This window comes from Pararhodospirillum oryzae (genome assembly GCF_007992075.1).
In the GTDB taxonomy this organism is placed as follows: Bacteria; Pseudomonadota; Alphaproteobacteria; order Rhodospirillales; family Rhodospirillaceae; genus Pararhodospirillum; species Pararhodospirillum oryzae.
Genome location: NZ_BJZO01000015.1, coordinates 42,230 through 55,870 on the forward strand (window position 1 = coordinate 42,230; position 13,641 = coordinate 55,870).

Annotated in this window: 8 protein-coding genes; 3 read left to right on the forward strand and 5 right to left on the reverse strand. The window is 68.4% G+C overall.

Annotation, left to right across the window (positions count from 1 at the left end; all coding sequences use genetic code 11):
* The first annotated feature begins 87 nt into the window (after nt 1-87).
* Nucleotides 88-1,383 (forward strand): alpha/beta hydrolase, encoded by a 1,296-nt coding sequence (locus ROR02_RS04405; RefSeq protein WP_147162801.1) that lies wholly within the window; start codon nt 88-90, stop codon nt 1,381-1,383.
* Nucleotides 1,384-1,442: 59 nt separating this feature from the next.
* Here the strand turns inward: ROR02_RS04405 and ROR02_RS04410 are convergent, their stop codons facing one another.
* Entirely contained in the window at nt 1,443-2,630 is a 1,188-nt protein-coding gene (locus ROR02_RS04410) for an iron-containing alcohol dehydrogenase (protein ID WP_147162802.1), read from the reverse strand.
* A 376-nt stretch (nt 2,631-3,006) separates the two neighbouring features.
* Between ROR02_RS04410 and ROR02_RS04415 the strand changes: the two genes are divergently transcribed.
* Nucleotides 3,007-3,894: an AraC family transcriptional regulator gene (locus tag ROR02_RS04415; protein WP_246135396.1), complete on the forward strand. Its 888-nt coding sequence runs from the start codon at nt 3,007-3,009 to the stop codon at nt 3,892-3,894.
* 37 nt (nt 3,895-3,931) lie between these two features.
* Here ROR02_RS04415 and ROR02_RS04420 read toward each other — a convergent pair whose 3' ends face one another.
* A complete protein-coding gene (locus ROR02_RS04420; protein WP_147162804.1) occupies nt 3,932-6,634 on the reverse strand; it encodes a bifunctional acetate--CoA ligase family protein/GNAT family N-acetyltransferase in 2,703 nt (900 codons plus the stop codon).
* Between the two features lie 390 nt (nt 6,635-7,024).
* On the opposite strand from ROR02_RS04420, the gene ROR02_RS04425 reads away from it, so the two are divergent.
* Entirely contained in the window at nt 7,025-8,005 is a 981-nt protein-coding gene (locus ROR02_RS04425; protein WP_147162805.1) for a sensor domain-containing diguanylate cyclase, read from the forward strand.
* Nucleotides 8,006-8,014: 9 nt separating this feature from the next.
* On the opposite strand, the gene ROR02_RS04430 is transcribed toward ROR02_RS04425, so the two are convergent.
* From ROR02_RS04430 to ROR02_RS04440, 3 genes are all read right to left on the reverse strand, one after another.
* On the reverse strand, nt 8,015-9,043 hold the full coding sequence (locus tag ROR02_RS04430) for an aminotransferase class I/II-fold pyridoxal phosphate-dependent enzyme (protein ID WP_147162806.1): 1,029 nt from the start codon (nt 9,041-9,043) through the stop codon (nt 8,015-8,017).
* A gap of 215 nt (nt 9,044-9,258) precedes the next feature.
* Nucleotides 9,259-12,363 (reverse strand): efflux RND transporter permease subunit, encoded by a 3,105-nt coding sequence (locus ROR02_RS04435; RefSeq protein WP_147162807.1) that lies wholly within the window; start codon nt 12,361-12,363, stop codon nt 9,259-9,261.
* A 7-nt stretch (nt 12,364-12,370) separates the two neighbouring features.
* Complete coding sequence (locus tag ROR02_RS04440; RefSeq protein ID WP_147162808.1) at nt 12,371-13,456, reverse strand: efflux RND transporter periplasmic adaptor subunit; 1,086 nt, start codon at nt 13,454-13,456, stop codon at nt 12,371-12,373.
* Between the last annotated feature and the right edge of the window lie 185 nt (nt 13,457-13,641).

Here is a 13,641-nt window from a genome sequence, read left to right on the forward strand (position 1 = left end):
CGGTTGGAACCGGGGTTCGCCTACCCTCCCGGGGGAAGGAAGGCCTGATCGATCCCACCCGTGCGCCGGCCGGACAGGAGGCCCCTCATGGATGTCGATTTCGATTATACCGGGTTGAAGCTGCGCGGGTATGAAGCCTGGAAGCAACGGGCGGACGCGGCCCGGATCGCCTACGTTCCCTTCGGCGGTGGTCCTTACTACGGCTATGAAGTGGGCGCGATTGATGCCATGGCCGAGCTGGGCATCCGTCCCGATGCCCTGCTGCCGGGATGCGTGGGCAACTTCATCGGCCTTTACTACCTGATGGCCCTGGTCGAGGGCGGCGCGCCGACCGCCTACATCGACCAGTTTTCCAAGGTCGGCCTGATGCGCGAAAAGGACTACGTGAAGGCGCCGATCCCGCCCTTGTTCCCCATGCGGGTCGCGGCCTGGATGCGGGGCTTCGCCAGCTATTATGCCAGCCCCCAGGCCTATCAGGACCTGTTCGCGCCCGAGCTGTTTCCCGACGTGGTCAAGGCGGGCATGGAATACATGTTCCATCCGACCGAGCGGAACCTGGGGATTTTCGTGCGCAATTTCAGTGTGTGGCACCCCCTGACCCGCTTCGGCCTGGGCGGATACTACTTCGCGCCCATCGGTCCCTTTGGCGAGTTGTACGATCCCCAGGACCCCGAGGGCTGGATCCAGCCCGCCATCAACTGGGGGGGCGTGTACGCCGATCAGGCACCCGTGTACATCATGAGCCTGTTGCAGGTCGGCGAGCCCCGCGTGGTCCAGGCCACCAACTGCGTCGGCCATCCCCGGTTCGCGCCCCTGGATGGCCGGCGTCTGGCCTCGGGCAGCAATCTGCCGTGGCTGATCGCCGAAACGAACATTGATGGCACCTGGTACCGGGAAAGCGCGGTGCGCGACGTGGCCACCCTGACCCCGGCCGCCCTCGATTCGCTGCCGGCCCTGGAGGTGTTGATCTGCGTGCAGATCATGGACAGCAACGACACGGACACGCTCAGCATCCATAACGGCAATCACAATAACTATTCGCTGCAAGTCACCGAGATGATCGCCACCATCGGCGACGACGACATCGAACAGGCCAAGGCCTATCTGGCCAGCCAGGGCCGCGACGTGGAAGTGATCGTGATCGAGGCCCAGTCGGACGCCAAGCCGTTCTGGACCGTTGAAAACGTCGATCGCTGCCGCCGCGAGGGATACGAAATGGCCATGGAGCAGTTTCTGGCCAGCCCCAGGCTGCGCCCGCTGCTCAAGACGGTGCCCTCGCGCAAGGGGACCGTTCGTCCCAGGCACCAGCCCCATGTCAGCGTGCTGCACGAGGCCCACCAGGAGGCCGCGCCGGGAACGGAACGCCGGCCGGCGGCCGAGTAGGGCGATCCTGGCCGGGGGTGGCGCGGGAGGGCTCCCGCGCCGTTTCCCCTCCTGCCTTGTTACAGCGCGGCCGTGAGAACGGCCACGATATCGGCTTCGCTCATCGGCGGGCGACCGGGCAGATTGCCCTTGCCATCGTTGATGATGCGCACGGTGTCCCTGGCATAGGTTTCGATCAGCGCGTCCCCGATGCCCAGTTCCGAAAAACGGGTGGGGCAGCCGATCGACTTCAAGAAGGCCTCGAAGCGGTCAATCCCGGCCAGGGCGGCGGCCAGGTCGTCGGGGCCTTGCGCCGGCAGGCCGAAAACGCGCTGGGCGAACTGAACGAACCTGGCCGGGCGGTGACGGGCGGCAAAGCGCATCCACGCCGGGTTGATGATGGCGAGGCCCGCCGCGTGGGTGATGTCGTGGTAGGCCGAAACCGTGTGTTCGATCATGTGCACCGGATAGCCGCCGTTGGTGCCCACGTTCACCCAGCCATTGAGGGCCAGGGTCGCCGCCCACTGGATTTGCGCGCGGGCTTCCAGATCGGCGCCGTTGGCGATCGCCCTGGGGCCGTATTCCAGGGCGGTGAGGATCACGCCCTCGGCAAAGCGATCCTGGAGGGGGGTGTCATCGACCCCGTTGAAATAGGACTCGGTCACGTGGGTGATCAGGTCGCACACCCCGTAGGCGGTCTGGTCCCTGGGCACGCCAAGCGTCAGTTCCGGATCCAGCAGGGCGACCCGGGGGTACAGGCAGTCGGCCCGCATGAAGGACTTTTCCGTGGTTTCCTCGTTGGAAATGACGGCGCCGCTGTTCATTTCCGATCCCGTGGCCGCCAGGGTGGGCACGGCGATCAGGGGCAGCGCCCGGGTCGGCACATGCGGGTGGGGCTGGCCGTGATAAATCATGTCCCAGGGGTCGCCGTCGTGGAACACCGCCGCGGCGATCGCCTTGGATGCGTCCATGGTGCTGCCCCCGCCCAGGGCCACGATCACGTCGCATCCATTGTCGCGCGCGATCGCGGCGCCCCGCTTGACCGAGGACAAGCGGGGGTTGGGTTCGATGCCGGCGCATTCAAACACCGTGATGCCCGCGTCGCCCAGGCTCTTGGTGGCGCGCTCGAAGAGTCCGCTGCGCTTGACGCTGCCGCCGCCGGTGACCACGAGGGCGCGCTGGCCGTGCGGGCGGGTGAGTTCTCCCAGGCGGGCCAGGGTGCCCGCGCCAAAGATAACCCGGGTTGGGTTGTCGTACTCGAATTGCATCAAAGGGGATCCTTCCTCGTCATGGCGTGGCCCGAGGCCGGCCTGGGCCGGCCTGGGCAGGTCTGGGTGGAGAGGGGGAGCGCGACAGATCCCGGTGCTCCGGACAGCGCTCATCGTAGGGGAGCGGGCGGAAAAGCCGTTAGACCGATCCTGTTTGATTCTTGCCTGATCCTCCTTCCTTGGCGGGGCTCGTCTTGTCGATCTTCTGGCGCGATGATACCGTCCCAGGAGTCGAGGCGAGGGCCCCGTCTGGAAAAAGGCATGAAAAATAATGGGAAAAAGCGGGGAAGCGCCCGAGGTCCCAGGGCGGAACGGGGCGCCTGACCAGACCGGGCTGGCCAGCCGGATTGCCCGATTGACGGACGGCGCGCAGGCTGTGGAGGCCTTTGTCCCGGGGCTGACCTTGCATCGCTGGGAAACCCCCACCGAACCGACCAGTTACACCTTGCCCCCCAGCCTTTGCCTGATCGCGCAAGGGCGCAAGCGCGTGCTCCTGGGCGAGGAAGCCTTTGTCTACGATGCCCACCGGTTCTTGATGACCTCCATCGACCTGCCGGTGGTGGCGCAGATCATCGAGGCAACCCCCCAAAAGCCCTACCTGGGGCTGACCCTGGTTTTGGATTTTCGCCTCGTCGCCCAGCTTGTCCTGACCTTGGAGGCGGCGCACGCCAAGGCGGCGTCAGGGGGGGAGGAAACGCGACCGGGCCCCGATCGCCCGGGCCCCGATCGGCTAGGCCTCGATCGACTCGGCATGACGGTGAGCACGGTTCCGCCCCCCCTGCTGGGCGCGTTCGAGCGGCTGCTGGATTTGCAGGATCATCCGGAGGACGTGGCCGTGCTGGCGCCCCTGATCAAGCAGGAAATCTTGTATCGCCTGCTGCTGAGCGATCAGGGCCCGCGCCTGCGCCGGATGATGTCGGTCGAAAGCCACGGCTACCAGATCGCGCGGGCGATCGACTGGCTGAAGGAGAATTACCAGGCGCCGTTTCGCGTCGAGGATCTGGCGCGCCATGCCGGCCTCAGTCCCTCGGCGTTCCACAGTCACTTCCGGTCGATGACGGCCATGAGCCCGCTTCAGTTCCAAAAGAAGCTGCGGCTGAACGAGGCCCGGCGGCTGATGCTGACCCAACGCCTGGATGCGTCGAGCGCCGCGTTGCGGGTGGGCTACGAAAGCCCCTCGCAGTTCAGCCGGGAATACCGGCGCCTGTTCGGCGCCCCGCCGGCGCGCGACGTGAAAACCCTGATCCAGGACGGGGCGCCGTAGGCAGGCCCTCCGTCTTGGGAGGGCCCCGGGCGTGCTCTTATTCGTCGGCCCACTGGATCTTGGCGAGGTCCAGGCGCAGCTCGACCACGTCTTCATCGACCACGCCGATCCGCTCGAAGCCCAGGTCCTCGCAAAAGCGCAGCATGCGGCGGTTATCGCGCAGCACCTGGCCCACCATGTAGCGGGTGCGCCGTTCGTGGCAGTAGCGGATGATCTTGCGCATCAACGCCTTGCCCAGCCCCGAGCCCTTGAAGTCGGAACGCACCACCACCGAGAACTCGGTGGTTTCGTTGTCGGGGTCGGTCACGGCGCGGACCACGCCCAGGGTGCGCATCTCGCCCTTTTCCTCCATCTCGCCGATGAAGGCCATCTCGCGGGCGTAGTCGATCTGGGTCAGGCGGGCCATCTGGTCGTGGGGCAGTTCCTTGACCAGGCCAAAGAAGCGGAAGCGCACGTCCTCGGGGGTCAGGCGCGAGACGAATTCATAATGGCGCGGCTCGTCCTCGGGCCGGATCGGGCGCAACAGGGCCTGGCGCCCGTCGCGCATGGTGAACATCTCTTCCAGCTGCGCCGGATAAGGGCGGATCGCCAGCCGGTGCGGGCCCTTGGTCTTGCCGGGCTCCAGCCGGACCCGGGCATCGACCGCCAGCACCCCGCGCGCGTCGGCGAACAGCGGGTTGATTTCCAGTTCGACGATCTCGGGAATGTCGATCATCATCTGGGCGATCTGGATCAAGGTCAGGCAGATGGATTCCACATCCGCCGGCGGCTTGTCGCGGTAGCCTTCGAGCAGGCGGAACACCCGGGTGCGTTCCAGCATGTCGCGGGCCAGCGCCATGTTCAGGGGCGGCAGGGCCACGGCCTGGTCGCGGATGATCTCCACCGCCGTGCCGCCCTGGCCGAACAGCACCACGGGGCCGAAAATCGGGTCCAGGGTCGCGCCCACGATCAGTTCATGGGCGCCGGGGCGTCGCGCCATGCGCTGGACCGTGAAGCCGTCCAGCGTCGCCTCGGGGAAGGTGGCGGCGACACGCGCGTTCATGTCCTCGGCCGCGCGGCGCACGTCGTCGGGGGTTTCCAGGTCCAGGACCACGCCGCCCACGTCCGACTTGTGGGTGATGGCGCGCGACAGGATCTTGAGCGCTACCGGGCCGTTCATGTGGCGCGCGATCGCGCCGGCTTCGTCGGGGGTGCGCGCGATGTGGGTTTCAACCGTTGGAATGCCGTAGGCCGCGAACACCGCCTTGGCCTCGGGCTCGCTCATGATCAGGTGGCCGCGCTCGATCGCCACGTCGATGATGGTGCGCGCCGATTCAACGTTGGCGGTGAACTCGGAGGGCAGGCTGGGCGGCGTTTCCATCAGCATGTGCTGGTTGCGCCGGTAGGTGACCAGGTGCATGAATCCCTGGATGGCCTCGTCCGGGGTGGCGTAGGTGGGCACGTGGGCCTCGGTGAACAACTGCCGCGCCGTTTCCACCTGGGCCTGGCCGGCCCAGCAGGTGAACACGCTGGCGGTGCGGTGGCGCTCGGCCACCTCGATCACCTTGCGCGCGATGTCGGCCGAGGGCGACAGGGCGCACGGCGCGTACATCGCCAGCACCGCGTCGATTTCACCCGCGCCCAGCAGGATGTCGAGGGTCTTGCCATAGGTCTCGGCGGTGGCGCCGCCACCCAGGTCAAGGGGGTTGTTGGGCGCGATCCCCGCCGGCAGGGCCTTGGCCAGGGCCGCGCGGGTGGCATCGTCCAGGCGCGCGAGCGTGCCGCCGCGCTCGATCAGTTCGTCCACGGCCATCACGCCCAGGCCGCCGCCGTTGGTCAGCACGGCCAGGCGCGGCCCCCGGGTGGGGCGCCGGGTGTGGGCCAGGGTTTCCACGGCGTTGAACAGCTCTTCGAGGCTGTACACCCGCAGCATGCCGGCGCGCTTGAAGGCAATGTCGTGGATGGCGTCGGCCCCGGCCAGGTTGCCGGTGTGCGAGGCCGCCGCCCGCGCGCCTTCCGCGCCGCGTCCCGACTTGATCACGATCACCGGCTTGTTGCGCGCCGCCGAGCGCGCCGCCGACATGAACTTGCGCGCGTCGGTCAGGGATTCGATATGCAGCAAGATGGCGCGCACGTCGCCTTGGGTGCCCAGGTAGTCGATGGCGTCGCCGAAATCGACATCCACCTTTTCGCCCAGCGACAGGAAATGCGAAAAGCCGATGCCGTGCCCGCGCGCCCAGTCGAGCACCGCCGTGCACAGCCCCCCCGACTGGCTGACAAAGGCCACCTTGCCCTCGGCCGCCGGCTTGGCGAAGAAACTGGCATTCAACCCGATTCCCGGCACCAGCAGGCCGAGGCTGCCCGGGCCCAGCATGCGCATGCGGTGTTCGCGCGCCGCCGCCAGCAGCACCTCGGACAGGGGCCGGGGGCCACGCTCGCGCCCGCGCGAGCGGACATCGGTCATGACAATGCACGCCCGCGTGCCCCGGGTGCCCAGGGACTGAATGAGCCCGGCCAGGGTTTCGGGGGGCGTGCACAACAGCGCGAGGTCGGGCGTGACCGGCAGGCTGTCCACGTCCGGGTAGGCGAGCACGCCGGCCACCGCCTGGTAGCGCGGGTTGACCGGCATGATCGGACCCGCGAAGCCGCCGCTCAGCAGGTTGCGCATGACCAGATGGCCGACCGTGTCGGGCTGGTTCGAGGCGCCGATGACGGCAACCGAGGTTGGCGCGAACAACGAGGAAAGATGGCGCACGCTCATGGATCCGGCTCCCTTCGGCCCCAGCGGAAGGGCCCGCTGGCCGTCCGCCCGATGTTCCGCCGCCGGTGTTCTGATGCCCCCGGCTGACTCGCGGGCACCCTGAACCGTTTCGTCTTCCGGCGCAACCGCTTGCGTCCTGCGCACCCATTCCCGCAGCCTGCGGGCGGCTTTCCCCTGGCGGGAACGAACCGCAACGTGTACACTTTAGGCCAGCACTGGGGTGGTGCGGTGCAGCAATTCAGGCCTAATCCCCGCCTTTTGGCGGCGCTTCCATCGGACAAGGCCGGATGGGATCGCGGGGGCCCCCGTTCCTGTCGACTTCCACCAGTGCCTTTGCTCCGAGCCACTAAGAAAAAGCCGGCAAGACCGGCCCCTGAAGGGGAGACGGCCATGTACACCGAGGGTTATATGGATCTGGGACGCACCTTTGCCATTCGCCTGATGCAGCATCTTGTCGTGCCGACCTTCGTTTTGGATGCCGAGCGTCGGGTTTTGATCTGGAACCGGGCCTGCGAGCGCCTGACGGGCGTGGCGGCCACCGAGCTGCTTGGCACCCGCCACCATTGGCAGGCCTTCTACGATACGCCGCGTTACTGTCTGGCTGATACGTTGGTCCTGGGGCGGACCGATCACCTGGCCCAGCTTTATGACAGCCACACCCTGCCCAGCGATCACACCTTGGGATTGAGCGCCGAAAACTGGTGCGTGATGCCACGCGCCGGCCGGCGTTTGTACCTGGCCATCGATGCCGGCCCGATTTACAGCGAGGACGGCAAGCTGGTGGCGGTGGTCGAGACCCTGCGCGACATGACCGAAACCAAGCTGGCCCAGATGGCCTTGCACAGCCTCGCCAATCGCGACGGCCTGACCGGGCTCGCCAACCGTCGTGCCTTTGACACGGCGATCGAGGCGGATTGCCGGGCCGCCACCCAGGACGGCACGCCCTTGGCCCTGTTGCTGGCGGACGTGGATCACTTCAAGGCGTTCAACGATACCTACGGTCACCAGAAGGGAGACGACTGCCTGCGCACCGTGGCCCATACCCTGGAGTCGCAGATTTTTCGCGCCAACGACCTGGCGGCGCGCTATGGCGGCGAGGAGTTCGCCATTCTGCTGCCTGGTGTCGATCTGGAAGGGGCCCTTCAGGTCGCGGAACGGCTGCGCGGCGCCTTGTCCGATCAGGCCGTGCCCCATGCCGGTGCCCCGGGGGCCGGGGTGGTGACCATGAGCATCGGGCTCGCGGCCGGCATTCCCGCCCCGGACATGACGCCCAAGGACCTGATCGATATCGCCGACCGCGCGTTGTACGAAGCCAAGAACAGCGGACGCAATCGCGTGGTCGGGGTTTCCCTGACGCCGGCTTCGATCTGACCCGGGGGATCAGGGGCGGGCCGTCGTTTCGGCCAGGGCCCGGGCCAGGCGCGAGAGACCCTGGCGGTCGGGGGGCAGGCCAACGCGCAGGTGAGTGGCGTCGCCGGCGAAGGCCCGCACCAGGATGCCGCGTCGGGCCAGGGCGTTGAACCAGTCGTGGGCGTGCGTCGGGGCCGGAACCTCGACGTAGCGGAACAACGACGTGCCACCGGCAAGGGTGAACCCCGCCCCCGCGAGCACGCCATCCAGGCGGCGGCGGCGGTTGTCCAGGCGCAGGCGTTGACGCCGGCGCCACAGGGCGTTGCCTTCGGCGGCCCGGCCAATGAACAAGGCCGGGCCCGACACCGCCCAGGGCCCCAGCCGGCGGGCCACGGCGGCCTCCAGGCCGGGGGGGCCGGCCAGCCATCCCAGCCGGGCCCCGGGCAGGCCAAAGAACTTGCCCAGCGAGCGCAGCACGACCAGCCCCGGCCGCCCGGCCCAGGGCAGCACCGAAATCCCGGGCGTGACCTCGGCGAAAGCCTCATCGACGATCAGCCAGCCCCCGGCCTGGGCCTGGCGCGTCGCCGCGTCCAGCACCCGGTCCACGGGCCATGTTTGCCCGGTGGGATTGTTGGGGTTGATCAGCACCACCACCGCCGCCCGCCCGGCCCAGGCCAGGGGATCGGGCACGGCGTTCACCGGGCGCCCGGCCAGGGTCCAGGCCTCGGCGTGGCCGCCATAACCGGGATCGGGCACCACCACTTCCCCGGCCGGCGCGCCCACGTCGGCCAGGACGGGCAAGACCCCCTGCTCGCCCGGCAGGGCCGCCAGACCGGCCGCCGCCGGCACCCGGTGCACCCGGCGCACGGTATCGAGGAACAAGGCTTCGTCCGCCGCCTGCGGCAGGCGGGTCCACGCCGTGGGGGGCACGGGGGGAAACGGATAGGGGCGGGGCGCGATGCCCGTGGACAGGTCCAGCCAGCCGGCGGGGCCGGGATCGCCAAACCGCGCCGTGGCCTCGTCCAGCGCGCCGCCATGCCACAACAAGCGATCGGTCATCGACAATCCTTCCGGTTGCCTCGGGGGGGCGGAGCGCGTGCCCGGCGTCCGGTCGGGCAACCGGAGCGGGAAACGGGCGGTTCCAAAAGAGGAGAGGGGCGTCTGGCGACCCGATCACCCGATCATACGGCTGTCAAGAAGAGAAAAGGGGAGGCAGGCCGCCGCGCGGGGGGCCGGGATGCCTGGGAAAACGGGCATCCCGGCGCGTCGGGGGATCAGTCGCGGGGCGCTTCGGCCTCTTTCAAGGCGTCGTCCAGGGCCTTGCCCGCCGCTCCGGCCGAGCGGGTGAAGCGCGCGAGCCGGTCGTACAACACCGGGGTCAGGAACAAGGTCAGCAGCGAGGCAATGCCCAGGCCGCCGATGATGACCACGCCGATCGCCTCGCGGCTTTCGGCGCCCGCCCCGCTGGACAGCGCCAGCGGCACCGCGCCCAGCACGGTGGAAACCACGGTCATCAGGATGGGGCGCAGCCGCAGCGTGGCCCCGTCCAGAATGGCCTCGCGCACCGAACAGCCCTCGTCGCGGCGCTGGTTGGCGAACTCGACGATCAAGATACCGTTCTTGGCCATCAGGCCGACCAGCAAAATGATTCCGATCTGGCTGTACACATTGAGCGAATTCCCCGACACCCACAGGGCGAACAACGCCCCCGACACCGCGAGCGGCACCGACAGCATGATGATCAACGGGTGGACAAAACTTTCGAACTGCGCCGCCAGGACCAGGTACACGATGATCAGCGACAAGATGAAGGTGCTGATGACGCCACCCGAGGTTTCCAGGAAGTCCTTTGATTGCCCGGTGAACGACACGTTGGCCTCGGGCGGCAGGACCTGGGCGGCGGCGTCCTGGATGAAGGCAATGGCGCGGCCCATGTCGTAGCCCGGGGCCAGCGAGGCCGACAGGGTGATGGAACGCAGGCGGTTGTAGCGGTTGAGCTCCGGCGCGCTGGTGGTTTCGGTGAGGGTGACCAGCGAATCAAGCGGCACCAGGACATCGCCGCGTCCGATGCTGACAAAGGTGTTGGAAAGATCGGCCGGGGTCTGGCGATCCTCGGGGCGGGCCTGGACGATCACCTCGTACTCGCGTCCGCGATCCACGTAATGGGTGACCTCGCGGCTGGCCATCATGGTTTGCAGGGTCTGGCCCACGGTTTCCACCCCGATGCCCAGCTCGGCGGCGCGGTCGCGGTCGATGTCCACCGAGATCTGCGGCTGGTTGGATTCGTAATCCAGCTCGGGGTTGATCAGGGCGGGGTTGTCCTGGGCCTGGCGCAGCAAGGCATCGGCCCAGGTTTTCACCAAGGTAAAATCGGGGCCGCCGATGACCACCTGCAAGGGCGTGCGGCTGCCGCGCAGGCCCAGGCCGGCGGGCATCTGCGGCGTGGCCAGGGCGCCGGTCAGGTCGCGCAGGTCGCGGCGCACGGCGTTGGACAGCTCGGCGGCACTGCGCTCGCGCTGTTCCCAGTCGCTGAGGCGCACGACCACGAACCCCCGGTGCACCCGTCCGCCGCTGCTGCCCACCACCGCGAACACGGTCTTGGCGTCGCCCGAGGCCAGCAGCGGGGCCACCTTGGCCTCGACCTTGGCCACCTGCTGGTCGGTGTAGCTGCTGTTCACGCCCTGGGGCGCGGTGATGGAAACAAAGAACACCCCCCGATCCTCGGGCGGGGTCAGCTCGCGGGGCAGGGTCTGGTACAGGCTCCACGATACCCCGGCGCACAAGGCGGCGATGACCAGCACGATCACCGGGCTTGCCAGCGCGGCCGACAGCGCCTTGCGATAGCCGTGGGTCAGCGCGCCCAGGGCGCGGTTGAGGCCCCGGGCGAGCGCGCTTTCATGGGCCGCGTCGCTCAGGATCGAGGCCGACAGGGGCGGGCAGAACACCAGCGCCACCAGGGTGGAAATCGCCACCGAGCAGGCCAGCACGAAGCCGAATTCGGTGAACAGGCGCCCGACCGAGCCGCCCATGAACGAAATCGGCACGAACACCGCGATCAAGGTGAGCGAGGTGGCAATCACGGCAAAGGTCACCTGCCGGGTGCCCAGCGCCGCCGCCGCGAGCGGGGTTTCGCCATGCTCGATCCGGCGCTGGATGTTTTCCAGCACCACGATGGCGTCGTCCACCACGATGCCAATGGCCAGGATCAGGGCCAGCAAGGTGAGGATGTTGATCGAAAAGCCAAAGGCGGCGATGCCGATGAAGGTGCCGATCAAGGCCACCGGAATGGTGACGCTGGGAATCAAGGTCGCGCGCACCGAGCCCAGGAAGGCGAAATTGACCAGCACGACGATCACCACGGCGATGCCAAGGGTGAGGATCACTTCGTGAATCGAGCGGTTGATGAAGATCGCGTCGTCCGAGCCGATTTCCAAGGTGGTGCCCTCGGGCAAGGTGGGGCGCATGGCCTCGACCTCGGCGCGGATGCGCTCGGAAATGGCCACGGTGTTGGCCTGGGACTGGCGCAGCACCCCCATGCCCACGGCGGCGTGACCCTCGGCGCGCACCGAGGTGTCGTCGTTCTCGACCCCCAGGGCCACGGTCGCGACATCGCGCAGGCGCACCGGGTAGCGATCAACCACGCGCACGACAATGGCGCCAAAGGCCTCGGGCGAGCGCAGCAGGGTTTCGGTGCGCACGGTGAACAGGCGGCCTTCGCTTTTCAGGTCGCCGGCCGGCAGTTCCACGTTGTTGCGGCGCAAGGCCGCCTCGACGTCCTGCACGGTCAGGCCGCGCGCGGCCAGGGCCCGGCGGTCGAGCCAAATGCGCATGGCCTGGCGGCGTTCGCCATACAGGTCGATCTGGGCCACGCCATCGACCGTGGAGAGGCGATCGACCACCGTGCGTTCGGCGTAGTCGGTCAGCGCCATGGGCGACAGGCGGTCGCTGTAGAGCGACAGGCGCATCACGGGGTCGGAATCGGTGTCGCTTTTGGCGATCTGGGGTTCGTCGGCATCCTCGGGCAGGTCGTTGCGCACCCGCGCGACCACGTCGCGCACGTCGTTGACCGCCTGATCGATATCGACGCCGGTTTCGAACTCGATCACGGTGCGGGCCTTGCCGCGCCGGCTTTGCGAGGTGATGGTGCGCACCCCCGACACCCCGGCCACGGCGCTTTCAATCAGCTCGGTGATGTCGGTGTCGATGATCTCGGGGGCGGCGCCGGTGTAATCGGTCGAGACCGTGACCACGGCCGAATCGATGTCGGGCAACTCGCGGATGGGCAGGCGGCCCATGGCCGCCAGGCCCATGATGACCAGCATCAGGCACACCACCGTGGCGAACACCGGGCGGCGGATGAAGAAGGTGGAAAAATCCATGGCTGCCTTACCCCTTGTCCGGCCGGCCGGCGGGGGCGGCCCCCAGCACCCGCACCGGGCTGCCGTCGCGCAGGCGCTGAAGGCCCGAGCGCACCACGGTTTCGCCCGCGTTCAGCCCCGCTTGAATCTCCACCGCGTCGGGCAGGCGCAGACCCAAGGTAACGGCCCGGCGTTTGACGCGGCCGTCCTGCAACGCGTAGACCACGCCGTTGCCGGCTTCCGACAGCACCGCTTCCTCGGGCAGCACCACGGCCTCGCGGGGCTGGGCCGGCAAGGACAGGTTCATCGACAGGCCGGCGGGCAGGCGTTCCCCGGGATTGGGCAGCAAGGCACGCACCCGGAACGCCCGCGAGGCCTCGCCGATGCGGGTGTCGATATGGGTCACGCGGGCCTCGAAGCGCTGGCCGGGGAAGGCGCGGGTGGTGGCCTCGACCGCCTGGCCCAGGGAAAGGGCGCCGTAGTGGCGTTCGGGGACCATGAAGGCGATTTCCATCTCCGACAGGTCGTCCAGCGTGGTCAGCAGGTCGCCGTCGGACACCCGCGCGCCGACGTCGTATTCGCGAAAGCCGGTGACGCCGGCGAAGGGGGCGCGGATGGTGCGCTCGCTCAAGGCCTTGCGGGCCCGGTCCAGGGCCGCCTGGGCGGCGTTGCGCCGGGCTTCCAGTTCATCGAGCGTGGACTGGGTCACGGTCTGCGAAGGGCGCAGGCGCCGGGCGCGCTCCAGGGCCTGGGAGGCCTCGACCAGCACGGCCTCGGCCTCGGCCACGTCGGCCCGTTCGGTTTCGTCGTCCAGGCGGGCCAGCATGGCCCCGGCCGCCACCTTGTCGCCGGGCGCGAAGCCCAGCGCCACCAGCCGGCCGCCGGCCAGGGGACGCACGTCGATGGCGGCGTGGGCGCGGGTCGTGCCCACCGCCTCGATGCGTTCTTGAATGACCCGGGTTTCGGCGGTGATGATCTCGACCGGGGTCGGGCCGCCTTGTCCGGGGGGCGTGGCGGCCGGGCCGGCCGGGCCCAGGGTTCTCCAGGCGGCGATGGCTCCGCCGATGGCCGCCAGCAGCACCAGCGACACCAGGACTTGACGCTTCATCGTCATGGGTGGGTTCTTTCTGTCTTTCGAACGGACTGGCCGCCTCGCCGGGGCAGGGGCTTGTCTTCAGCGTTCGGGCAATACCGGCCACTGGTCAAGTTACAAGCCGGTTAGCCCTGGAACGCCGGGTTTCCCTCGCTGGCGAAGGTCGAGAGGGATTCAGGGCAATCGGATGAACCGATTGCCCTGGA